Genomic DNA, 22,128 nt, shown 5'->3' with positions numbered 1-22,128 from the left:
GGACAACCCCGGTGCCTGGGCTGTGGACAACGTCCGCTGACCGGTGGGCGGTGTCGGTGCCCGGCCTCCAGGGGGCTCCCGCCCCCTGGACCCCCGTTCGGCCCTGGACGGGCCTCGTCCTCAAACTCCCCCAGACGGGCTGGTCGGACGCGCCCGGCGCCGGAAAGTCCCCCAAGGACTTTCCGGCGCCGGGTGTTTCCCCCGCAACCCCCGTATGCGGTGGCTAGTCGGTGGCGATGGCGTTCAGGACGTTCATGCGGCCGGCGCGGAAGGCCGGGACCAGGGCGGCGAACAGGCCCACGAAGGCCGAGCCGATGAACACGCCGATGATCGTCGGCCACGGGATGTCGAGGACCTTCAGGCCCTCCAGGGCGAGGAGCTGCTGCGCGGTGGCGCCCCAGCCCATGCCCAGGCCCAGGCCCAGCAGGGCACCGAAGAGGGCGATCACGACCGACTCCATGCGGATCATGCGGCGCAGCTGCCGGCGCGAGAGGCCGATGGCCCGCATCAGGCCGATCTCCCGGGTGCGCTCCACCACCGACAGGGCGAGGGTGTTCACCACACCGAGGACCGCGACGACGATCGCCAGGGCCAGCAGACCGTAGATCATGTTCAGCAGCTGGCCGATCTGGTCCTTCAGCGCCTCCTTGTAGTCGGTCTGGTCACGCACCGTGTACTGCGGGTAGTCGTGCAGCGCGTCCTTCAGCGCCGTGTACGCGGCGTCGGTCTGCCCGTCCTTCGCCGAGGCGAAGAGCAGCATGTCCAGCGGCATCTTGTCGGCCGGCACGTACGTGGCGAGGGTGTCGATGGACGTGTACATCGCGCCCGCGTCGATGACGGCCTCACTGCTGGTGATCGCCCGGACCGTCAGCGTGCCCGTCTCGCCGTCCTTGAACGCGATCTCGATCTCCGAGCCGAGCTTGATGCCGTGGTCCTTCGCGAAGTCCTCGTGGACGGACATCGAGTCGGGCCGGTAGGCGTCGCCGAGCTCCCCGGCGACCGTCTCGATCCGCAGGTCGGTCGCGTACGTCGGGTCGGCCGCCGTGATCGCCGTGTCCTTCAGCGTCTTGCCGTCGGGCGTGGTGAAGTCGGCCTCGGTCCACTTGTACTCGGTGACCCGGTCCACCTCGGGTGACGCCTTCACGGCCTCGACGGCCTGCGGGGTGATCAACTGGCCGTTGTCTGACTGGATGATGAAGTCCGTGCCGACGGCCTTGTCGAGCTCGTCGGTGGCGGACGCCACCATGGAGGAGCCGACCACGGACAGGCACGCCACCAGCGCGAGACCGATCATCAGCGCGGCGCCCGTCGCACCGGTACGGCGCGGGTTGCGCAGGGCGTTGCGCTCGGCCATGCGGCCCACGGGGCCGAAGGCCCGCAGCAGGATCGCGCCGAGGACCCGCACCACACCGCTCGCCAGCACCGGACCGATGACGACGAAGCCGATCAGGGACAGCACCACGCCCAGGCCCAGCCACATCGAGCCGTCCGTCGCCTTGTCCGCACTGCCCGCCAGGTACAGGGCGAAGCCGCCGGTGCCGGTGAGGACCAGGCCGATCCCGCCGCGTATCCAGCCGGCCCTGGCGTCCGCCGGGGTGCCGGCGTCGCGCAGCGCGGCCATCGGGGAGATCTTCCCGGCCCGCCGGGCGGGCAGGTAGGCGGCGAGGACCGTGACGACCACGCCGAGGAGCAGTCCGAGCGCGGGGGTCGTCCAGGCCACCGTGAGGTCGTCCGTGGACAGCTCCATGCCCATCATGCCCATGAGCTTCATCAGCCCGACCGCGAGTCCGACGCCCGCGCCGACCCCGAGGACCGAACCGAAGACGCCGAGCAGCAGCGCCTCGACCAGCACCGAACGGTTGACCTGCTTGCGGGACGAGCCGATCGCCCGCATCAGGCCGATCTCCCGGGTGCGCTGGGCGACCAGCATGGAGAAGGTGTTGATGATCAGGAAGATGCCGACGAGGAAGGCGATCCCGGCGAAGCCGAGCATCGCGTACTTCATGACGTTCATGAAGCCCTCGACGTCCTTCTGGTTGGCCTCCGCGGTCTCCTCGGCGGTCTGCACCTTGTAGGCGCCGCCGAGCTCGGCCGCGACGTTCTTCTTCAGCTGCGCGTCGCTGACGCCGGACGCGGCGGTCACGTTGACGTTGGTGTAGACGCCGCTCTCGCCGACCAGGGCCTGCTGCGCGGTCTTCGTGTCCAGGTAGAAGATCGCCGCACCGGGGTTGGTGACCGTGAAGTCGGCGATGCCGGAGACCTTCGCGGTGAGCGTGCCGACCACGCTGATCACGCCGATCTCGTCGCCGAGCTTCAGGTCGTGCTTGTCGGCGGTGTCGGCGTCGACCATGATCTGGTCCGCGCCCTTGGGCGCCGCACCCTCGGTGATCTCCATGGTGCGGGCGTCGTTGCCGTTCCAGCTTCCGACGATGGTCGGGCCGCCGCTGGTCGGCGAGAGGTTGTCCTTGTCGCCGTCGACGACGGTCACCGAGGTGGAGAACACCGTGCCCTCGGCCGACTTCACGCCGTCCGCGCCCTTGACCTCGTCGACCACGGAGGCCGGTATCACCGGCGGCTTGCCGTTGTCCGCGGTCGTCTCACCGCTGTCGGAGGCGCCCTTGGCGCTCACCGTGACGTCCGAGGAGGTGGCCGCGAACAGCTTGTCGAACGTCGTGTTCATGGTGTCCGTGAACACCAGCGTGCCGCACACGAACGCCACGGACAGCAGCACCGCCACCGCGGACAGCGCCATCCGCCCCTTGTGCGCGAAGAAGTTGCGCATGGAGGTCTTCAGGACGGTCATGACGTACGCCCCCGGGCGTCGAAGTCCTTCATGCGGTCCAGGACCTGATCGGCCGTCGGCTGGTGCATCTCGTCGACGATGCGGCCGTCGGCGAGGTACAGCACCCGGTCCGCGTAGGAGGCGGCCACGGGATCGTGGGTGACCATCACGATGGTCTGGCCCAGCTCGTCCACCGAGCGGCGCAGGAAGCCGAGCACCTCGGCGCCGGCGCGGGAGTCGAGGTTCCCGGTCGGCTCGTCACCGAAGATGATCTCCGGCCGGGCCGCCAGCGCCCGCGCCACCGCGACCCGCTGCTGCTGGCCGCCGGAGAGCTGCGTCGGCCGGTGCTTGAGCCGCTCCGCGAGCCCGACGGTCTCCACCACCCGGTCCAGCCACCCCTGGTCGGGCTTGCGGCCGGCGATGTCCATGGGCAGCGTGATGTTCTCGATCGCGTTCAGCGTCGGCAGCAGGTTGAACGCCTGGAAGATGAAACCGATCCGGTCCCGGCGCAGCCGCGTGAGCTTCTTGTCCTTCAGGCCGGTGATCTCGGTCTCGTCCAGGTAGATCTGCCCGGACGTCACGGTGTCGAGCCCGGCGAGGCAGTGCATCAGCGTGGACTTGCCGGACCCCGAGGGGCCCATGATCGCGGTGAACTGGCCGCGGGCGATGTCCACGTCGACGTGGTCGAGGGCGACGACACGGGTCTCCCCCGACCCGTACGCCTTCACGACCTGCCGCGCCCGCGCGGCAACGGCCGTACGCCCTCCAGTGCCCCCGTGCCTGGGAATGGTCACAGCCGATGTCACGGTAAGTCTCCTATGTCGGTCAGCAGATGAAAGCGGTGTTCCGGCGCCCGCCCGTCGTGTCCGGCGGCCGCTTCGTGCGTGTTCGTGCGACGTGATTCAGTCTGGCGGCCGGCAGGGGCCCCGCGCCCTGGTGTTCAGCGCAGTCTTGTACTGAGGAAAACCCCACCCCCGCCGGTGCGGTGCGCCACCCCCCAGCGGCGTAAAGCCAGGTTAAGGACGTCCCCCGCCCCGTCTCGTCCTCCGTCGGTACGAACCCTCCCCGACCCGTAGTACGGAGGTACCCCTAAGGGCTCTCCTCCGGCGGGTGGACACCGTCTCAGGGTCGGCTCCGCCCGCAGGCTCATACAGCCTCCGCCCTCCCGCGACGTGAGGGTCAAGTGCGAAGCTGTGCGGCGGCGGACAGGTGCAAGGGGCAATCAACCGTGAGGGAGGAATTCCGGGTGGACGGCACCAGACCGGTGACACGCGACAGCGGGCGGCCCGCCGCGACCGGGCGGCGCGGAGCCGTCGTCGCCGCGCTGATGCTCGCGATGGCCCTGGCGGCACTCGACTCCACCATCGTGGCCACGGCCGTCCCGCAGATCGTCGGCGACCTGGGCGGCTTCTCCTACTTCTCCTGGCTCTTCTCCGGCTACCTGCTGGCCGTGACGGTCACCCTCCCCGTCTACGGCAAGCTCTCCGACACCTTCGGCCGCAAACCGGTCCTCGTCGCGGGCGCCGCGCTGTTCCTGCTGGGCTCGCTGCTGTGCGCCGCGGCCTGGAACATGGCCGCGCTCATCGCGTTCCGCATCGTGCAGGGCCTGGGCGGCGGCGCGCTCCAGGGCACGGTGCAGACCCTCGCCGCCGACCTGTACCCGCTGGAGGAACGCCCGAAGATCCAGGCCCGCCTCTCCACCGTGTGGGCGGTCTCCGCGGTGGCCGGCCCCGGCCTCGGCGGACTGCTCGCCTCCTACGCCGACTGGCGCTGGATCTTCCTCGTCAACCTGCCCGTCGGCACGGTGGCGTTGTGGCTGATCGTCCGTCACCTCCACGAACCACGGCGGGAGAACGGCCGCCACGCGCGCGTGGACCGGGCGGGCGCGGTCGCGATCTTCGCCTGCGGTGGCGTCCTCCTCACCGCGCTCGTGCAGGGCGGCGTCGCCTGGCCGTGGCTGTCCGCCCCGTCGCTCGCCCTGTTCGCGGCGGGAGCCGCCCTCCTGGCGGTCGTGGTCGTGGTGGAACACCGCGCGGCGGAGCCGATCATTCCCGGCTGGGTGTGGCGCCGCCGTACGATCGCCGCCGTCAACCTGGCCCTCGGCGCCCTGGGCCTGCTGATGGTGGCCCCCACGGTCTTCCTGCCCACTTACGCCCAGTCCGTCCTCGGCCTCACCCCGGTCGCCGCCGGATTCGTCCTCTCCGTATGGACGCTGACCTGGCCGGTGTCGGCCGCCCTCAGCCAGCACGTGTACCGCCGCATCGGCTTCCGCAGCACCGCGATGCTCGGCATCGGCACGGCCGCGCTCGTCCTCTTCGCGTTCCCCTTCCTGCCCTACCCCGGCCGGGCGTGGCAGCCGACCCTGCTGATGCTGCTGCTGGGCGCGGCTCTCGGCCTGTTCCAGCTGCCCCTGATCATCGGGGTGCAGTCGTCGGTGGGGTGGGAGGAACGCGGCACGGCGACCGGGTCGATCCTCTTCTGCCGGCAGACCGGCCAGACCGTCGGCGCGGCCCTCTTCGGCGCGGTCGCCAACAGCGTCCTGGCCGCACGCCTGGGCGGCGCGAACGACCTGGACTCCGTCACCCGCGCCCTGGACGCGGGCACCGTCCCCGAGACGACCCGCCGGGCCATCGCGGACGCCGTGCACGCCGTCTACCTCGGCGCGGCGTGCGCGGCGGCACTTGCGTTCCTGGTCCTGCTGCTCCTCGCACCCCGCACGTTCCCGGTGCTCAAGGACTGAGAACACCCCCTCCCGCACCGGCCGCGCGGAAGACCCCGGCGCCGGCTCACTCCACCGCCCGGCCCGTCAGCGCGCTGAGACCGGCGCACACCTGGTCGAGCTGCGCCTGTACGTCCTCCCGCCTGCCGGCGTGCTCGCGCAGCACCCGCTCGGTCTCCCGCGCGACGCCCTCCGCGCGGACGCGCGCCCCGGCGAGCAGCTCCGCCGCCCGCTCCCGCGCCTCCTCCGCGCGGCGCCGCGCCGACTCCTCCGCGTCGGCGAAGACCTGCCGCGCCTCGGCCAGCGCACGCTCGGCACGCTCCTCCGCCTCGGCGTGCCGGGCCTCCAGCGCGGCCACCCGCGCCCCCTCCTCACGCTCCACCGCGTCCAGCCGCTCCGCCTGCTCCCCGGCCGCCTCGGCGAGCATCCCGGAGGTGCGCTCCCGCATCTCCCGCAGCACCGCCAACGTCTCCGCGCGCCGCTCCTTCACCTCCAGCCGGGCCTCGGTCCGGACCCGGTCGGCCTCCGCGCGGGCCGCCAGCAGCACCTCCCCGGCGTACTCGTCGGCCTCGGCGCGTACGGTCTCGGCGTGCGCCCGCGCGGCCTCCCGCACGCCGGTCGCGTCGTCCTCCGCCAGGTCCGTCACGTCCCGCGCGTACTGCCGCGCCGACTCCCGCACTGCCGCCGCCTCCTCCCCTGCCAGCCCGAACAGCCGCCGCGCGCTCTCCCCCAGCGACTCGTACGTCTGCGGCGCCAGCCCCGCCACCCGCACCCGCAGCAGCCCCAGCTCCTCCTCCATCTCCCGGGCCAGGACGGTGAGCCGCGCGGCTCGCTCCCAGGCGGCGTCACGATGATCCGAGAGGCCCTCGACGTACGCGATCACCTGCAAAGGACGGTAGCCACGCCCCCGTACGACCTCGAAGCCCTGCGACGACACCGATGCGCTGCTCACCCTGGAACCCCTCTCCACCGACGGACCCGAAACCCAGCACGAAAGACCGAGCACGAAATGGTATGAATCGCGCACATCTTGGTGGATGACACGGAAGTGTTCATAACGCGACACTCCGCGAGGAGGGCACGCAAAAGCCGGGCCCGGTCGTCCTGACGACCGGGCCCGGCTCCTCGCGTCACACGGGGTTCAACCGTGACGGATCACAACAACCCGTCCCACATCTGCTCCAGCAGCACCGACCACCAGCTCTCCGGCGAACCCAGCGCCGCCGGGTCCAGCGCGGCCAACTGCGCCTGGAAGTCCACCGTCCAGCGGCCCGCCTGCTCCTGGTTCAGCCCGAACCGCAGCCGCCACATCCGGCCCAGCAGCGCCAGACAGCGCGCGAACTCCGGCAGACCGGTGTTCACGAACTGCGGCGGAACCGGCGCACCGCCCGGCCCGGACTCCACCGGCACCGCGACGATGTTCGCCGTGCCGTACTGCACACAGATCGCCTTGCCGAAGTCACTGCCCATCACCAGGTACGAGCCCGCGTCCGAAGCCGGCTGCACACCCCGCTCCGCCGCCAGCTCCGCCAGCGTCGGCACCGGACGGCCCGGCTGCGCCTGCGCCCAGAAGAACGGACCCATGTCCAGCGGCAGCCCCGCCACCACCAGGGTGTGCGCCACGACCGGCGGCACACCCTGCCGGGACACCGCCGCCTGCTCGAACCGGAACAACCCCGGCCCGAACGCCCCCGCCAGCTCCTGCGCGACGGCCTCCGGCGGAACCGGCGGCGCCGGCTGCACCGGCGGAATCGGCGCACGCACCGGCGCGGGACGCGCCGGACCGTCCGCTACCTGATGCAACTCACCCTGATGGGCCAGTAGTTGCCCCATGCCCTGCTGCCGGCTCGCATGATCCGTGCCGTACGGGGCGATGGACGTGATCCGCGCCTGCGGCCACTGCTCACGGATCATCCGCGCGCAGTACGCGCCCGGCAGCTCGCACGACTCCAGCTCGGTGTGCAGCTCCAGCACCTGGTCCGGCGGCACGTTCATGGCACGCAGCTCGTGGAAGATCTGCCACTCCGGGTGCGGCGTACCCGGCGCCGAACGCCGGATCAGCTGCTGCTCGCTGCCGTCCTGCGCGCGGTAGCGCAGCACGGCCTGGTAGCCGGGGCCGACGGTCGGCTGACCGGCGGGCGGCTGCGGATAGCCGTACGCCGGCGGCCGCCCCGGCACCGGAACACCGGGCGGCGGCGTACCGGGAGGCATCCCGGCGGGCGGCATCCCGCCGGGCGGCATCGGCGGAGCACCGCCGGGCATCCCCGGGGGCGCCGGGGGCGCCGGGGGCGGCGGCGCACCGGGCCCCGCCACCGGCGGCGCGGCCAGCACGGTCTCCGCGTGATGCACGGTCCCGCGCCCGCCCCCGGCAGTACCGGGCGGACCCGGAGGCTGCGGAGCGCCGGGAGCACCCGGAGCGGCAGGAGGGCCGGGAGGCTGGGGCGCACCAGGAGCACCGGGCGCGCCGGGCGGGCCGGGCGGGCCGGGAGGCTGGGGCGCACCGGGGCCTCCCGGACCGGCGAGCATCGTCGCCGCATGGTGGGCACCACCGGGCGGCGGAGGCGGGGCCGGCGTCCCCGGCGGCGGGGTCGAACCACCCGGCGTCCCCGGCCCGTCGAGGCCGAGCGACGACACCATCTGCGTCGGTACGTACCCGCCCGCCGGAGCGGACGGCGGCGTGGGCGTACCGCCCGGACGCGCACCCGGAGTCCCCGGGGCACCCGGCGGAGGCGGGGTCGTCACACCCGGGCCGCGCCGCGGAGGCGGAGCCGCCTTGCTGGTCGCGGCGTCCGCGATGTCCCCGGCGTTCGGCGCGAGCGGACGCTCCGGCGCACCCGGACCGGCCGACGGAGGCGTGGGCACACCGGCCGACGGAGGCGTGGGCACACCGCCGGGCCCCTGCGGAGAGCCGTACGGCGCACCACCCTGCGCGGGCGGCGGCGTACCCGGCACCCCCTGCGGCGCACCGGGATCCTGGATCGCCGGCGCGACGGCCGTCGGCGGAAGCCCGCTGCCGCCCGACATCAGCGCCGTCATCGCCTCCGGCGGGGTCGCGGGCGGAGTGCCGTCACCGGACTCGCTCAACTGCGGCGCGAACACGGTCTCCGGCAGCGGAACGGAACGGTCCTCACCGGCATCGGCGTTGGTGTCCGTACCGGCCCACGGAGTCGCCCCGACCGGCCCACCGGACCCCGCGCTCCCCCCGGCGGCGGGCCACGCGGCACCGCTCCCCGCACCGGCAGCCGCACCCGGCACGGAATCCCCCGCACCGGCAGCCGCACCCGGCACCGAATCCCCCGCGCCGGAACCCGCTCCCGAAGGACCGGCAGCCGCGCCCGCCGGACCCGGAGCGGAACCCGCGGACGAGGCCGAAGCCGCACCACCGGCGCCCGAAGCCCAACTCGCATCCGGAGCCGCAGACGACCCCGAAGCGGAGACCGAATCCGAAACCGCGGACGAACCGGAACCCGGAACCGAGCCCGGTGCCGGACCCGCGGACGAGTCCGCACCCGGACCCGAAGCCGACCCCACGGACGAACCCGAAGCCGACCCCGCGGGCGACCCCGACCCCTCCCCCCGCCGATCCGGAATCCCCAGCCGGTCCGCCGCCTCCTGCAACCACTCCGGCGGACTCAGCAAGAACGACGTCTGGTTCAGATCCACCCGCGCCGCAGGCGCCGGCACCGGCTCGGGCGCCGAATCGTCACGGCCGTACTCCTCCTCGTACCGGCGGATCACCTCACCCACCGGCAGCGCCGGCCACAGCGTCGCCTCACCACTGTCGCGGGCGATCACCAGCCGCTGCGCACCACCGTCCGAACGGGGCCCGTCCGCACGGTCCTCCGCCCACACCACGAACCCGAGGCCGAACTCCCGCACCCGCACCTCACGATGCTGATACGACGGCACATCCCCGTTGACCCACTCCTCCGCGCGCTCCTGCGCCTGCGCGAACGTCACCATCGCCGAAGCTCACTCCCCCGCGGAAGAAACCGGAACGGCACGCGCGAACCCGCCGTCCACCATCAGATTCGCCACCGTATCCAGCTCCGGCGGAGACCCCGCCAGCCGGGACAGGAACACGTCGAAGTCGTCCCCGCACGACAACAGCAGCCGCTCCACCCGCTCGGCCGGCGACCACGACGGGTCCACGTCCCGCGCGTCGTCGTACGCGCAGAACCACACCGAACCCTGCCGCTCACCCCGCACCTTCACGGCCAGCAGACCACCCTGCACGAAACCGACGCACAGATAGTCCTTGGTCAGATGATCCCGCAGACACTTGTTGACGTACACGAGGTCATTGACCGCCGCCTCGTCCCGCACCGTGAAGAACGGCTGGTCCACCAGCAGCCCCAGCCCCGCGTCCAACGCCGTCCCCACCGGCGCGCAACCACCCGCCGCCTTCAGGAACGACCGGTACGCACCCGGCAGCCGGTACCCGAGATCCTCCTCGACCCCCAGCACCTGCGACTCCGTCACCGCCACACCCGACTTCGGCAGCCCGAAATGCGCCGGACGCGTCTCCTGCAACGGCCGCGTACCCCGCTTGTCATGGTCCACCGCCGACGTCACCACCCCACCGTGATGCCGCAGCAGCGCCTTCACCTCGACCGGCACCAGCTCCAGCCGCCGCGACCCCACCACGTGGTGCCACGTCCAGCCGTGCGGCGTCGCCACCGCCGGCACCGTGTCCCACAACTCATGGCCGCTCGCCGCCAGCGCCGCGTTCGCCGACACGTAATCCGTCAGCCGCAACTCGTCCACGCCGAAACCCTCCGGCGGCTCCGCCACCTCCGCGGCCGCACGCGCGTAGGGCGAGAAATCGGGGTAACCACGCTCGTCCACCCGCACCCCTCTCGGGTGACGGGCCGCCCGCACCGGATCCGGGAAGTGCACGACCTGCCCGGCATAGGCCGCGTTCGGCGGCACGGCTTCCTGCCCGAGCCGACCTGTCGTCATGGCGGTTGCCCCCTGCGGCACTCTGTACGCCCCGCACCGCCCACCTTCGGACCACTACGGAACGTATTCGACTCTCACGTCTGTTGTCTCGACTACTTACCGCCACGACCCCCACGGCGCCCGCACACACCACCGCGCGGAACACCGCATGGATCGCGGTGCCGACAGCCTATGCGGTACGACTCCACCGGTCACCGGCACCGGTCATCAGCCCTTCCGCTTCCGTGACCAGCCGTCACCCTCCCGTGACAGCCCGCCCAAACCCGGGCGTGTCACCCCGACCCAGCTTCCACATCAGCCACGCCATTTGGCACTCTGTGACCTCCGGGGGGATGCTCGGGAGGGGATGATGATCATGAACGTGACGCAGACGGGGCCGCACACCGGCCCATCCGGCGACCCTCGCTCCGGCGACCCCCGCATCGGCTGGAGCACCACCGACACCCCCCACACCCCCACCCTCCACCACCGCCGCGACGGCATCCTCCCCACCATCGCCGCCGCCCTCTCCGTCCGCGGCACCACCCTCACCGGCACCGCCGCACGCGGCGACACACCCCCCGCCCTGCACCCCCTCGTCCAGGACTTCCTCGACACCCTCACCAGCGACCAACGCGACCGCTTCACCGGCCGCTGCGCCGAGACCATCCTCATCTCCCGGCACCTCACCACCGCCGACGCCGCACGCAGCAAACGCGCCGCACGCAGACCCATGACCAACGGCGAAGCCCGCAAAACCCTCAAGCAGGCCAAACTCACCACCCGCCGCATCCGCGAGGACGGCGACCCCCTCCACGGCGCCTACGCCACCCCCTGCCGCGCCTGCACCGCCCTCACCGCCCACTTCGGCGTCCGCATGGTCGACCCCGCCACCAACGGCTGACCCCAGCCCCCCGCACCACCCACGACCCCGACGAACAAAAGGCAGATGCACACCGACCGCACCTCCACCACCCGCTTCGCCGTACCCGTCGACGCCGCACTACGCGCCGCCGGCTGGCAACCCGGACGCTGGGACATCAAGCAGGCGGAAATCTGGGCCGACATCCTCCGCGACCACACCTCACCGGCCGGACACCGCCACACCGTCTTCCCCGCCGCCGTCGAGGCCTGGGCCGAATTCGGCGGACTCCACATCAACCCCACGGGGCCCGGCCGCCAGGTCGCCCCCGCGACCCTCCACCTCGACCCCCTCCACGGCCTCCACCTCGCCCGCACCCTCGGCGACCTCGGCCGCGCCCTCGACACCGAGGTCTGCCCCCTCGGCACCGAAACCGACACCCAGGCACTCCTCGCCATCGACACCCAAGGCCGCACCTACGCCCTCGACCACACCGGCGACTGGTACCTCGGCCCCGACATCGACCACGCCCTCGCCACCCTCGTCTCCGGCATCCGCCCCACACGCCTCACCGCCGGCTGACCACGGAAAACCACCGGCCTACGACGCCGGAATCACCGCCGACACCCGAAAACCCCCCGCATCCGTCGGCCCCGACACGAACACCCCGCCCAACGCCGACACCCGCTCCTTCATCCCCACCAGACCATTACCGCCCGACGGCAACCCCGCCGACGCCCCCGCCTCCGGCGGCGGCTCGTTCTCCACCTGCATCGCGATCTCCGACACCCGGTACGCCAGACGCACATACGTCTTCGCACCCGCCGCATGCTTGTGCACGTTCGTCAACGCCTCCTGCACCACCCGGTACGCCGTCGACTCCACCTCCCGCGCACACGACCGCGACTCCCCCACCACCGACAGATCGACCACCATCCCCGCAGCAGCCGACTGCCCCACCAACTCCTCGATCTCCGACAGACACGGCCCCTCCCCCTCGTCCACCGCCCGAGACGCGGCAGCCGCCGCAGCCACCCCCACCGCCGCCAACGGCACCGACGCCCGCTCCCGCCGCTGCCCCCCGTCCCCACCCGAACGCAGCACCCCGAGCATCTCCCGCAACTCCGTCAACGCCTGCCGCCCCATGTCCCCCACCAGAGCGGCGTTCTTCACGGCCTTCTCCGGATCCTTCCGCGCCACCGCCTGCAACGCCGCCGCATGCACCACCATCAGACTCACCCGGTGCGCCACCACGTCGTGCATCTCACGCGCGATCCGCGTCCGCTCCTCGCCCCGCGCCCACTCCGCCCGCTCCTCGGCCCGCTCAGCGAGCAACTGAAGCTCCCGCTCCAGACTGTCCGCCCGCTCCCGCAGACTCTCCATCAACCGCCGCCGCGCCCCCACGTACAGCCCCAGCAACAACGGCGGCGCCGTCACCCCGATCGCCGTCGTGATCGACGCGAACGGCACGATCCAGTCCCCGACGTCCAGGTCCCCCCGCGCCAGGTTCTGCCGCATCCGCACGAACATCACGATGAGCACACCCACCGACTGCATCCCGGCCAGCGACGCGATGATCCGCCGCGGCACCTCGGACGCGGCCAGCGAATACAGACCGACGACGCCCATCAGGAAACCCATCGCGGCCGGCGTCACCGCGATCGCCACCAGCACCACCGCGATCGGCCACCGCCTCCGCACCAGCAGCACGGAACCGGCCAGCACGCCGAACACGACCCCCACGGCCGCCGGAACCCCCGCCTCCCGCGCGAACGAGATCCCCTCCAGCCCGCACTCCAGCGCGGACACCACCGCGAGGCCCGCATCGAACACGGCACTGCGCCGCCTGTCCCACCACCACGGCCCTCCCCGGGCCGTCACCAGCTCTTCCCCCGTCGTGGTCATGCGTCCAGCCTACGGGCGGCCGAGACCGCTTTTCCGGCGAGTTTCCACGACCGGGCCAGACCACACAGGGTGACTGATCAGCCGCGATACGGACCGAAATCCCTCGAACTGCTGAATCGGACATCGTTCGAGACAGGAATCGGCCATTCCGCCCGGACGGTATGCGTGTGACACATGCACCCGGCAAATACGCCGACTTCGAGAGCTTGCGGGAACAGGCGGTGGCGCTGCGACGGGCAGGCCACAGCCTCCGCCAGATCCGCGACGAACTGAAGATCTACAACAACGACATCCTCAACCAGCTGGTGAAGGGAGAACCTCCGCCGGCCTGGACGAAACGCCCCAACGCCAAGGACGACCTCCGGGAGAAGGCACGGGAGCCGCGCCTCCAGGGCTGGACGTACGACCAGATCGAGGCCGAGCTGGGCTGCTCCAGGAGTTCGGTGTCGCTGCGGGTACGGGACCTGCCGAAGCCAGAACGCAAGCGCACTCCCGAGGAAGCCGCTGCCATCGCACGTCGAGGCTGGGAGGCGAAGCTGCGCATCCGGGACGAGGAACGGCAACGCACCAAGGAAGCGGCCAGGCAGGCGATCGGCGGCCTGTCGGCACGTGAACTGTTCCTGGTGGGCGTCGGTCTGTACTGGGCGGAAGGCAGCAAGGACAAGCCGTACGACCGTCGCGAGAACGTCACCTTCGTCAACAGTGATCCCGGCATGATCAAGGTCTTTCTGGCTTGGCTCGATCTGCTTGGAGTCGAACGCAAGCGTCTCCGATTCACGGTCATGATCCACGAGAACGCCGACGTGGCAGGCGCGGAGCAGTACTGGGCCGAACTCGTCCACGCCGACCGCAGTGCGTTCAACAAGACCACACTCAAGCGACACAACCCCAAGACAGCGAGGAAGAACGTGGGTGACTCGTACCGAGGCTGCTTGGTGATCAAAGTCTTGAAGGGTGCCGACCTGTACCGTCGCATCGAAGGCTCTTGGTACGGCATAGTGTTGGGTGCCGACTCGGCGACCTAACCGAATGTCCGGTTTAGTCGAGTTTCATCCCCCATGGTGTAATCAGGCAGCACTGAGGGTTTTGGTCCCTTAAGTTCAGGTTCAAATCCTGATGGGGGAGCTGCCGTGCCCGGGCCCTGACATTTCCGTCAGGGCCCGCTCTCATGTCCTCCCAAAACCACCCCGGTATCCTGCGGATGTCACCCCCACCCCCATCACAGCCGAAGGGCATCCCGTGAGCACCAGTCGCCCGGCAGCCGTCGTCGTTCTCGCAGCGGGTGAGGGCACCCGTATGAAGTCGGCCACACCGAAGGTCCTGCACGACATCTGTGGCCGTTCCCTGGTGGGCCATGTGCTCGCCGCGGCCGGTGAGCTCCAGCCGGAGAATCTGGTCGTCGTCGTGGGTCACGCCCGTGAGCAGGTGACCGCGCATCTCGCCGAGGTCGCCCCCGAGGTGCGTACCGCCGTGCAGGCGGAGCAGAACGGTACGGGGCATGCCGTGCGGATGGGGTTGGAGGAGCTGGGGGGCTCCGTGGACGGGACCGTGGTCGTCGTGTGTGGTGACACCCCGTTGTTGACGGGTGAGACGCTGCGGCGGTTGTCGGCCACGCACACCGCCGACGGCAACGCGGTGACGGTGTTGACGGCCGAGGTGCCGGACGCGACCGGTTACGGGCGGATCGTGCGGGACGACAGTGGTGCGGTCACGGCGATCGTGGAGCACAAGGACGCGTCCGCCGCGCAGCGGGCGATCCGGGAGATCAACTCGGGTGTGTTCGCGTTCGACGGGGCGTTGTTGGCGGATGCGTTGAAGAAGGTGCGGACGGACAACAGTCAGGGTGAGGAGTATCTGACGGACGTGCTCGGGATCCTGCGTGGGGCGGGGCATCGGGTGGGTGCGTCGGTGGCGGGGGATCACCGTGAGATCGCGGGGATCAACAACCGGGTGCAGCTTTCGGAGGCGCGGCGGATCCTCAACGACCGGTTGCTGACCGCCGCCATGCTGTCCGGGGTCACCGTGGTCGACCCTGCGACGACGTGGGTCGATGTCACCGTGACGTTCGAGCAGGACGTGGTGGTCCACCCGGGGACGCAGTTGCACGGGGGCACGCATCTCGCCGAGGGGTGTGAGGTCGGGCCGAACTCGCGGCTGACCGACACCCGTGTGGGTGCGGGGGCGCGGGTGGACAACACGGTGGCGGTGGGTTCCGAGGTGGGTCCCGAGGCGAGTGTGGGGCCGTACGCGTATCTGCGTCCGGGGTCGCGGCTGGCGCGCAGGGCGAAGATCGGTACGTACGTGGAGACGAAGAACGCGTCGATCGGTGAGGGGACGAAGGTTCCGCATCTGTCGTACGTGGGGGATGCGACGATCGGCGAGTTTTCGAACATCGGTGCGGCGAGCGTGTTCGTCAATTACGACGGGCAGGACAAACATCACACGACGGTCGGGTCGCACTGCAAGACGGGTTCGGACAACATGTTTGTGGCGCCTGTCACGATCGGGGACGGTGCTTACACGGCTGCCGGGTCGGTGATCACGAAGGACGTGCCGCCGGGTTCGCTGGCTGTGGCCCGCGGCCAGCAGCGGAATATCGAGGGTTGGGTGGCTCGTAAGCGTCCGGGGAGTGCTGCCGCGAAGGCGGCGGAGGCGGCTTCGCGGGAGCCGGCCGCTGAGGACTGACCGGATTCGGCCCTCTCGAACAGGGCGTACCGTGATAAGTGCACTTCCGCACCGCCATCAGCTGCGACACCTCTGAGGAGATTGTGCTGTGACCGGGATCAAGACGACCGGCGAGAAGAAGATGATGTTCTTCTCCGGCCGCGCCCACCCCGAGCTTGCCGAGGAGGTCGCCCAACAGCTGGATGTGGGGGTCGTCCCGACGAAGGCCTTCGATTTCGCCAATGGTGAGATCTATGTGCGGTATCAGGAGTCGGCTCGTGGTGCCGACTGTTTCCTGATCCAGAGCCACACCGCTCCGATCAACAAGTGGATCATGGAGCAGTTGATCATGATCGACGCGTTGAAGCGTGCGTCGGCCAGGTCCATCACGGTGATCGTGCCGTTCTACGGTTACGCGCGGCAGGACAAGAAGCACCGGGGTCGTGAACCGATTTCGGCGCGTCTGATCGCGGACCTGATGAAGACGGCGGGTGCGGACCGGCTGCTGGCCGTGGATCTGCACACGGATCAGATCCAGGGTTTCTTCGACGGCCCGGTGGACCACCTGTTCGCGCTGCCGCTCCTCGCGGACTACGTGGGCGCGAAGGTGGACCGGGAGAAGCTGACGGTGGTGTCTCCGGACGCGGGCCGTGTGCGGGTGGCGGACCGCTGGTGCGACCGGCTGGGTGCGCCGCTGGCGATCGTGCACAAGCGCCGGGACAAGGACGTGGCGAACCAGGTCACGGTGCACGAGGTCGTGGGTGACGTGAAGGGCCGTATCTGCGTCCTCGTCGACGACATGATCGACACGGGTGGCACGATCTGCGCCGCGGCGGACGCGCTGTTCGCGCACGGTGCGGAGGACGTGATCGTGACGGCGACGCACGGTGTGCTGTCGGGTCCGGCGGCGGACCGGCTGAAGAACTCGCGGGTGAGTGAGTTCGTGTTCACGAACACGCTGCCGACGCCGAGTGAGCTGAGCGAGTCCCTCGACAAGATCAAGGTGTTGTCGATCGCGCCGACGATCGCGCGTGCGGCGCGTGAGGTGTTCCGGGACGGCTCGGTGACGAGCCTGTTCGACGAGCAGTAAAGCTGTGAGAGCCGGTGCAGTAAGGGTTCTGCACCGGCTCTCCCGGTGATCGTTTTGGGTGCGGCCTCCTGGTCCGAGTAGACTGTCCAAGTTGCTCGGCGAGGGAGGCCGTTCCGCTTTTCACGAGGCGGGTTCGGTGGTCCGTTATCGACGCGCTCTTCGTAGCAGGCCGTTCGTGGCCGGGTGACCACGTCCGTTTCTGACTTTCGAGGAGTGACCATGTCCGAGGTGAAGATCTCCGCCGCGACGCGCACCGAGTTCGGCAAGGGTGCCGCGCGCCGTATCCGCCGTGACAACAAGGTTCCGGGTGTGCTGTACGGGCACGGTTCGGACCCGCTGCACCTGACCCTTCCGGGCCACGAGCTGCTGCTCGCGCTGCGTACGCCGAACGTGCTGATCGCGCTGGACATCGACGGCACGTCGAACGAGCTGGCGATCCCGAAGGCCGTGCAGCGTGACCCGCTGAAGGGCTTCCTGGAGCACGTGGACCTGCTGCTGGTGAAGCGCGGCGAGAAGGTCCAGGTCGAGATCCCGGTGCAGACCGAGGGTGAGCTGGCCCCGGGTGGCTACCTGCTGGAGCACGTGCTGTCCGCGCTGCCGGTCGAGGCCGAGGCCACGCACATCCCGGAGAGCGTGAGCGTCTCCGTCGAGGGTCTGGAGGCCGGTGCCTCCGTCCTGGCCAAGGACGTCAAGCTCCCGAACGGCGTGACGCTGGCCGTCGAGGAGGACGCGGTGGTCCTCCAGGTGCTGGCCGCGCAGGCCGAGGAGGCGTCCGCCGAGGGTGCCGAGGGCGAGGGTGAAGAGGCCGCCGAGGCCTGATCCTCTTTCGGAGTCGTTTAGTCGGCCGCTGTTCCCGTGCGGGGCAGCGGCCGACGCGTATGAGGGAGACACGGGCGTGACGACGGATGCGGCGGGTGCGGCAGGTCCCTGGCTGGTCGTGGGGCTGGGCAATCCGGGGCCGGAGTACGCGATGAACCGCCACAACGTGGGGTTCATGGTGGCGGATCTGCTGGCGGAGCGGATGGGGGGCCGGTTCAAGCGGGCCGGCAAGGCTCAGGCGCAGGTCGTGGAGGGCCGGATCGGTCCGCCGGGGCCGGCGAACCGCCGGGTGATCCTGGCGAAGCCGATGTCGTACATGAATCTGTCCGGCGGGCCGGTGAACGCGCTGCGGGAGTTCTACAAGGTGCCGGCGGAGCGGGTGGTGGCGGTCCATGACGAGCTGGACATCGATTACGGGACGCTGCGGCTGAAGCTGGGTGGCGGGGACAACGGCCACAACGGGCTGAAGTCGCTGACGAAGGCGTTCGGGCGGGAGTACCACCGGGCGCGGTTCGGGATCGGGCGGCCGCCGGGGCGGATGCAGGTGGCGGATTTCGTGCTGAAGGACTTCTCGTCGGCGGAGCGCAAGGAGCTGGACTACTTCGTGGACCGGGCGGCGGACGCGGTGGAGTGTCTGGTGATCGAGGGGCTGGAGCGGGCGCAGAGCACGTACAACTCGTGATGTGCTGATGGGTATGTCGGTGGACTTGTCTCCCCCCTTCGGGGCCTGCTGGAGTCCGCCGGAGCCCGCCCGGAGTTGACCGACCGCAAGGTCATGGCCAAGGATCTCGGCCATGTCTCCCGCTGCCCGCTCCTTCCGTGGCTCCTCCGCCCTGCGGTTCGGCCGGTTCGCGGCGATGAGCACGGTCGCCGCGCTGATCCTGATCGCGGGTGTGTGGGCGTCGTGGGGTACGGCGCAGCACGCGATGCTGACGAAGGGGCGTGAGCGCGGCACGGTGGAAGTGACGCGGTGCGGCGCGAAGACGTGTACGGGGCCGTACACGCCGTTGTCGCAGGGGTCGCAGCCGCGTGCGGAGGTCGTGCTGGAGAACTCGGTGGCCGTGGAGAAGGGGCGGACGTACACGGTGGTGCTGAAGCCGGGCGGTACGGACGCCGTCCGTGCGGGTCCCGCCGGGATTCTCTACGCGTGGGTCCCGCTGGGCGGCGCGCTGCTGCTGGCGTCGGTCGTCGTGGCGGGCGGTCTGCTGCGGACGCGGGCGGCGTGGCTGCTGGTGCTGTCGGGGACGGCGCTGCTGACGGCGGCTTTCCTCGCCGTGTAGGACGGAGCCGTACGGGACGAAGCCCGCGGGACGAAACCGTACAGGACGAAGGGGTGCCCCCGGCCGTACGAGGCCGGGGGCACCCCTTCTTTCCGGCGGGTCAGCCGGTGTTGCGCAGGCCGGCCGCGACACCGTTGACGGTGAGCAGCAGGGCGCGGGAGAGCAGCGGGTCGGGTTGTTCGCCGGCGCCGGCGGCGTCGCGCTGGCGCTTGAGGAGGGCCACCTGGAGGTAGGAGATCGGGTCCAGGTAGGCGTCGCGGATGGTGAAGGTCTGCTTGAGGACGGGGTCGGCGTCCAGGAGTTCCTGTTCGCCGGTGACGCGCAGGACCTCGGCGACGGTGAGCTCGTGTTCGGCCTTGATGGCGTCGAAGACGTGCTTGAGCTCGTCGGGGACGAGGGTGTCGACGTAGTGCTGGGCGATGCGCAGGTCGGTCTTGGCGAGGGTCATCTCGACGTTGGAGATGAAGTTGCGGAAGAAGTGCCACTGCTGGTGCATCTCGTCGAGCACGGTGTCGAGTCCGGCCTCGCGCAGGGCCTTGAGGCCGGAGCCGACGCCGTACCAGCCGGGGACGATCTGCCGGGACTGGGTCCAGCCGAACACCCACGGGATGGCGCGCAGTCCGTCGAGCGAGACGCCCGAGCCGGGGCGGCGGGAGGGCCGCGAGCCCAGGTGCAGGTCGGCGAGCTGGTCGACCGGCGTGGAGGCCAGGAAGTACGTCGGCAGGTCGGGGTCCTCGACGAGCTTGCGGTAGGCCGTGTGGGCGGCGTCGGAGACGACGTCCATGGCGGCGTCCCAGCGGGCGAGGGCCTCGACGGACTGGCGGGGCGCGGTGTGCAGGGCGGACGCCTGGAGGGTGGCGGCGACGGACAGTTCCAGGTTCTCGCGGGCGAGGGCCGGGATGAGGTACTTGTCGGAGATGACCTCGCCCTGTTCGGTGACCTTGATCTCGCCTTCGAGGGTGCCCCAGGGCTGGGCGAGGATGGCGTCGTGGGTGGGGCCGCCGCCGCGGCCGACGGTGCCGCCGCGGCCGTGGAAGAGCCGGAGCCGTACGCCGTAGCGGTGGGCGACGTCGCGCAGGCGCCGCTGGGCGCGGTGGATCTCCCACTGGCTGGTGGTGATGCCGCCGAACTTGGAGGAGTCGGAGTAGCCGAGCATGACCTCCTGGACGTCGCCCCTGAGCGCGACGAGGCGCCGGTAGGAGGGGTCGGCGAGCATGTCCTCGAGGATGGTGTCGGCGGCCTTGAGCTCGTCGGTGGTCTCAAGGAGCGGGACGATGCCGATCTTCGCCCAGCCGGCGTGCAGGTCGACGAGTCCGGCCTCGCGGGCGAGGACGGCGGCGGCGAAGACGTCGTCGGCGCCCTGGCACATGGAGATGATGTAGGACTCGACGACCTCGGGTCCGAAGACCTCCAGGGCCCGCTTGACGGTCTGGAACACGCCGAGGGTCTTCTCACCGGCGGCGTCGACGGGCGCCGGGGTCGGGGCGAGCGGACGGCGTGACCTGAGCTCCTTGGCGAGGAGCTTGGTCCGGTACTCGCGGGGCATGTCGGCGTAGCGCCACGACTCCTCGCCGAGCCGGTCGAAGAGCTGGCCGAGGGCGTGGTGGTGGGCGTCGGCGTGTTCGCGTACGTCCATGGTGGCGAGCTGGAGGCCGAAGGCGGCCAGCGTGCGGATCGTACGGGCGAGGCGGCCGTCGGCGAAGAGGCCGCCGCGGTGTTCGCGCAGGGAGGCCTGGATGATGCGCAGGTCGGCGAGGAGTTCGCCGGTGCCGAGGTAGTCGCGGCCGGTCTCGTGGGGGGTGCCCTTGGCGAGGCGGAGCTTGGTGTTCTCCAGCTTCTGCCGGATGCAGGTGGCCTTGAGCCGGTAGGGCTCCTCGGCGTTGAGCCGCTTGTAGCGGGGGCTGATCTCGGGGAGAGCGTCGAGGTCGGCCTGGAGGGAGGCGAGCAGTTCCTCCGTGGCGCCCGCGTAGCGGATGGAGTTGGAGAGGAAGCCGCGCAGTTCGTCGATCATCTCCAGGGCGTCGTTGATGCCGTGTTCGTGCTGGAGGATGAGGACGTCCCAGGTGACCTGGGGGGTGACGTTGGGGTTGCCGTCGCGGTCGCCGCCGATCCAGGTGCCGAAGGTGAGAGGGCGGGTGTCGTCGGGGAGATGGACGCCGACGCGCTCCAGCTCCGCCGTGAGGTCCTCCAGGACGTCGCCGACGGCGCCGGCGTGCAGTTCGTCGAGGTAGTAGATGGCGTTGCGGGCCTCGTCGGCGGGTTCGGGGCGGACCACGCGCAGTTCGTCGGTCTGCCAGACGAGGTCGATGTTCTCGGCGAGCCGGGTGTCCAGGCGGCGCCGGTCGGAGGCGATGACCGGGGTGTCGAGGAGGGCGGCGATCCGGCGGAGCTTGTTGAGGACGGAGCGGCGGGCGGCCTCGGTGGGGTGGGCGGTGAAGACGGGCCGGATGTTGAGGTTGCGGACCGTTTCGCGCAGGTGCTCGGGGTCGGCGTCCTTGAGGCGGTCGGCGGTGCGGGAGAGCAGTCCGCCCTCGGCGGCGCGGCGGGCGCGCAGTTCGCGGCCGCGGTGCACCTGCTCGGTGACGTTGGCGAGGTGGAAGTAGGTGGAGAACGCGCGGACCAGCTTGGCCGCGGTCTGCAGTTCGGTGCCCCGAAGCAGCTCGGCGGCGGCCTCGCCGTCCTCACGGGTGAGTCGGCGCACCTTCTCGACGAGGTCGAGCAGCTCCGGGCCCTCCTGCCGTACCAGGGTCTCGCCCAGGAGATCACCCAGTCGGCGGATGTCGGCGCGCAGCTCGCTGCTCGTCGTGGTGGTCTGGTCGTCGGCACTGCTCACAGGTGCGGCTCCTTGCAGTGTTGAAGCTCGTCTGGGAGGGAACCCGGACAGCGTCTCGCGCGGCGTGCGCCGCTTCGGGCCGGACGTCCGGGAAGAAATCAGAGCGGACCGCGCTGTCCGACCGACTTCAAGGATAGGTGCCGACCCGGACGCGCAGGCCGACGGGCTCTTGCCGACGGGCTACGCACTGCCATACTTACGTTGCCGTAGGTTACGGAAGCGTAGGAATGCAG

The 22,128-nt window shown here is 70.7% G+C and carries 16 protein-coding genes; 9 read left to right on the top strand and 7 right to left on the bottom strand.

Annotated elements, in window-relative coordinates:
* Positions 1-223: 223 nt before the first annotated feature.
* Complete coding sequence (locus AMK33_RS29785) at positions 224-2,803, bottom strand: ABC transporter permease (RefSeq protein WP_073936081.1); 2,580 nt, start codon at positions 2,801-2,803, stop codon at positions 224-226.
* Complete coding sequence (locus tag AMK33_RS29780; RefSeq protein ID WP_073936080.1) at positions 2,800-3,588, bottom strand: ABC transporter ATP-binding protein; 789 nt, start codon at positions 3,586-3,588, stop codon at positions 2,800-2,802. Before AMK33_RS29780 ends, AMK33_RS29785 begins: the two co-directional genes overlap by 4 nt.
* 440 nt (positions 3,589-4,028) lie before the next feature.
* Here AMK33_RS29780 and AMK33_RS29775 point away from each other — a divergent pair, with 440 nt between their 5' ends.
* On the top strand, positions 4,029-5,522 hold the full coding sequence (locus AMK33_RS29775) for an MFS transporter (RefSeq protein ID WP_073936079.1): 1,494 nt from the start codon (positions 4,029-4,031) through the stop codon (positions 5,520-5,522).
* Positions 5,523-5,568: 46 nt separating this feature from the next.
* Here the strand turns inward: AMK33_RS29775 and AMK33_RS29770 are convergent, their stop codons facing one another.
* The 3 genes from AMK33_RS29770 to AMK33_RS29760 all read right to left on the bottom strand — a co-directional run bounded on the left by AMK33_RS29770 (position 5,569) and on the right by AMK33_RS29760 (position 10,463).
* A complete protein-coding gene (locus AMK33_RS29770) occupies positions 5,569-6,453 on the bottom strand; it encodes a cellulose-binding protein (RefSeq protein ID WP_073936078.1) in 885 nt (294 codons plus the stop codon).
* Between the two features lie 203 nt (positions 6,454-6,656).
* A complete protein-coding gene (locus AMK33_RS29765; RefSeq protein WP_073936077.1) occupies positions 6,657-9,464 on the bottom strand; it encodes an SUKH-4 family immunity protein in 2,808 nt (935 codons plus the stop codon).
* 9 nt (positions 9,465-9,473) lie between these two features.
* Positions 9,474-10,463, bottom strand: a complete 990-nt coding sequence (locus AMK33_RS29760; protein ID WP_073936171.1) for an SMI1/KNR4 family protein — start codon at positions 10,461-10,463, stop codon at positions 9,474-9,476.
* Between the two features lie 355 nt (positions 10,464-10,818).
* On the opposite strand from AMK33_RS29760, the gene AMK33_RS29755 reads away from it, so the two are divergent.
* Together AMK33_RS29755 and AMK33_RS29750 are read left to right on the top strand one after the other, a co-directional pair.
* The gene (locus AMK33_RS29755; RefSeq protein ID WP_073936170.1) at positions 10,819-11,346 is read left to right on the top strand and encodes a YwqJ-related putative deaminase; all 528 of its coding nucleotides are present in this window, start codon (positions 10,819-10,821) and stop codon (positions 11,344-11,346) included.
* Positions 11,347-11,391: 45 nt separating this feature from the next.
* Positions 11,392-11,886: an SUKH-3 domain-containing protein gene (locus AMK33_RS29750; RefSeq protein ID WP_073936076.1), complete on the top strand. Its 495-nt coding sequence runs from the start codon at positions 11,392-11,394 to the stop codon at positions 11,884-11,886.
* 18 nt (positions 11,887-11,904) lie between these two features.
* On the opposite strand, the gene AMK33_RS29745 is transcribed toward AMK33_RS29750, so the two are convergent.
* Complete coding sequence (locus AMK33_RS29745; RefSeq protein WP_073936075.1) at positions 11,905-13,209, bottom strand: sensor histidine kinase; 1,305 nt, start codon at positions 13,207-13,209, stop codon at positions 11,905-11,907.
* 167 nt (positions 13,210-13,376) lie between these two features.
* Here AMK33_RS29745 and AMK33_RS29740 point away from each other — a divergent pair, with 167 nt between their 5' ends.
* The 6 genes from AMK33_RS29740 (at position 13,377) to AMK33_RS29715 (ending at position 19,062) form a co-directional block, all read left to right on the top strand.
* Positions 13,377-14,234 (top strand): hypothetical protein, encoded by an 858-nt coding sequence (locus AMK33_RS29740; protein WP_073936169.1) that lies wholly within the window; start codon positions 13,377-13,379, stop codon positions 14,232-14,234.
* A 214-nt stretch (positions 14,235-14,448) separates the two neighbouring features.
* Positions 14,449-15,894 carry a bifunctional UDP-N-acetylglucosamine diphosphorylase/glucosamine-1-phosphate N-acetyltransferase GlmU gene (gene glmU, locus AMK33_RS29735; RefSeq protein ID WP_073936074.1) on the top strand — a complete coding sequence of 482 codons (1,446 nt, stop codon included), beginning with the start codon at positions 14,449-14,451 and terminating at the stop codon, positions 15,892-15,894.
* A gap of 88 nt (positions 15,895-15,982) precedes the next feature.
* Positions 15,983-16,963, top strand: coding sequence for a ribose-phosphate diphosphokinase (locus AMK33_RS29730; protein WP_073936073.1), 981 nt, complete (start codon positions 15,983-15,985; stop codon positions 16,961-16,963).
* Positions 16,964-17,182: 219 nt separating this feature from the next.
* A complete protein-coding gene (locus AMK33_RS29725; RefSeq protein WP_073936072.1) occupies positions 17,183-17,782 on the top strand; it encodes a 50S ribosomal protein L25/general stress protein Ctc in 600 nt (199 codons plus the stop codon).
* Between the two features lie 76 nt (positions 17,783-17,858).
* Positions 17,859-18,464, top strand: a complete 606-nt coding sequence (gene pth / locus AMK33_RS29720; RefSeq protein WP_073936071.1) for an aminoacyl-tRNA hydrolase — start codon at positions 17,859-17,861, stop codon at positions 18,462-18,464.
* Positions 18,465-18,576: 112 nt separating this feature from the next.
* Entirely contained in the window at positions 18,577-19,062 is a 486-nt protein-coding gene (locus tag AMK33_RS29715; RefSeq protein ID WP_107425247.1) for a hypothetical protein, read from the top strand.
* 100 nt (positions 19,063-19,162) lie between these two features.
* Here AMK33_RS29715 and ppc read toward each other — a convergent pair whose 3' ends face one another.
* Positions 19,163-21,895 (bottom strand): phosphoenolpyruvate carboxylase, encoded by a 2,733-nt coding sequence (gene ppc / locus AMK33_RS29710; RefSeq protein ID WP_073936069.1) that lies wholly within the window; start codon positions 21,893-21,895, stop codon positions 19,163-19,165.
* Between the last annotated feature and the right edge of the window lie 233 nt (positions 21,896-22,128).

Source organism: Streptomyces sp. CB02400, from assembly GCF_001905725.1.
GTDB lineage: Bacteria > Actinomycetota > Actinomycetes > Streptomycetales > Streptomycetaceae > Streptomyces > Streptomyces atrovirens.
Note: the sequence above shows the minus strand (reverse complement) of the source record. Positions and strands in the feature narration are given on the sequence as shown.

Excerpts from the sequence above, each read along its gene's own strand:
- AMK33_RS29785 (WP_073936081.1), bottom strand. The coding sequence starts at position 2,803 with ATGACCGTCCTGAAGACCTCCATGCGCAACTTCTTCGCGCACAAGGGG.
- AMK33_RS29765 (WP_073936077.1), bottom strand. The coding sequence starts at position 9,464 with ATGGTGACGTTCGCGCAGGCGCAGGAGCGCGCGGAGGAGTGGGTCAAC.
- AMK33_RS29760 (WP_073936171.1), bottom strand. The coding sequence starts at position 10,463 with ATGACGACAGGTCGGCTCGGGCAGGAAGCCGTGCCGCCGAACGCGGCC.
- AMK33_RS29755 (WP_073936170.1), top strand. The coding sequence starts at position 10,819 with ATGAACGTGACGCAGACGGGGCCGCACACCGGCCCATCCGGCGACCCT.
- AMK33_RS29750 (WP_073936076.1), top strand. The coding sequence starts at position 11,392 with ATGCACACCGACCGCACCTCCACCACCCGCTTCGCCGTACCCGTCGAC.
- AMK33_RS29745 (WP_073936075.1), bottom strand. The coding sequence starts at position 13,209 with ATGACCACGACGGGGGAAGAGCTGGTGACGGCCCGGGGAGGGCCGTGG.
- AMK33_RS29725 (WP_073936072.1), top strand. The coding sequence starts at position 17,183 with ATGTCCGAGGTGAAGATCTCCGCCGCGACGCGCACCGAGTTCGGCAAG.
- AMK33_RS29715 (WP_107425247.1), top strand. The coding sequence starts at position 18,577 with ATGTCTCCCGCTGCCCGCTCCTTCCGTGGCTCCTCCGCCCTGCGGTTC.